The following is a 468-nucleotide window of genomic DNA, read 5'->3' on the forward strand; positions in this document are numbered from 1 at the left end:
CATGTATATCTCGAGTGAAACAAAACAATCTTAGTTGTCAAATGCCCCAGCTTTTATCCGGAGAAGAGTTACAAGTAACCAACGAGCAATGTCGAGGTACAGAAAATAAGTTAGTTCATGTGTGCAAAGAATTACAAATCAGTGGGATGAAAATAGTGTTATCAAATGAAGAAGAAACTTTAAAAAAGCAAATTGAAGATTCTGACAATAAATTAGTTTATTTTGTTGTAAAATCTCCAGAAATCTGCAAAACTGAGCCAACTGCACGGCATACAGACTGTCTGGCTGAAGACATTTCAACAAACGTTTCTGACATAAGCAAACAAGAAAGTACAGAAGAAACAGACAGTACATTTCAAGCCGCACTAAAAATGTTTTCACGGTGTGACAAGTTTCGGAACGAAACAGCACCGTCAAAACTCACTGGCTCCAAATTACAAGGACACACTGATTCGAGGTGTTTACTAA

1 protein-coding gene is annotated in these 468 nt (G+C 37.0%); it reads left to right on the top strand.

Features of this window, described 5'->3' with window-relative positions; genetic code table 11:
* Positions 1-14: 14 nt before the first annotated feature.
* A partial coding sequence (locus AC1VNY_RS42610) for a hypothetical protein (RefSeq protein ID WP_482409690.1) occupies positions 15-468 on the top strand: 454 nt, incomplete at its 3' end.

The organism is Bradyrhizobium ferriligni, assembly GCF_056837965.1.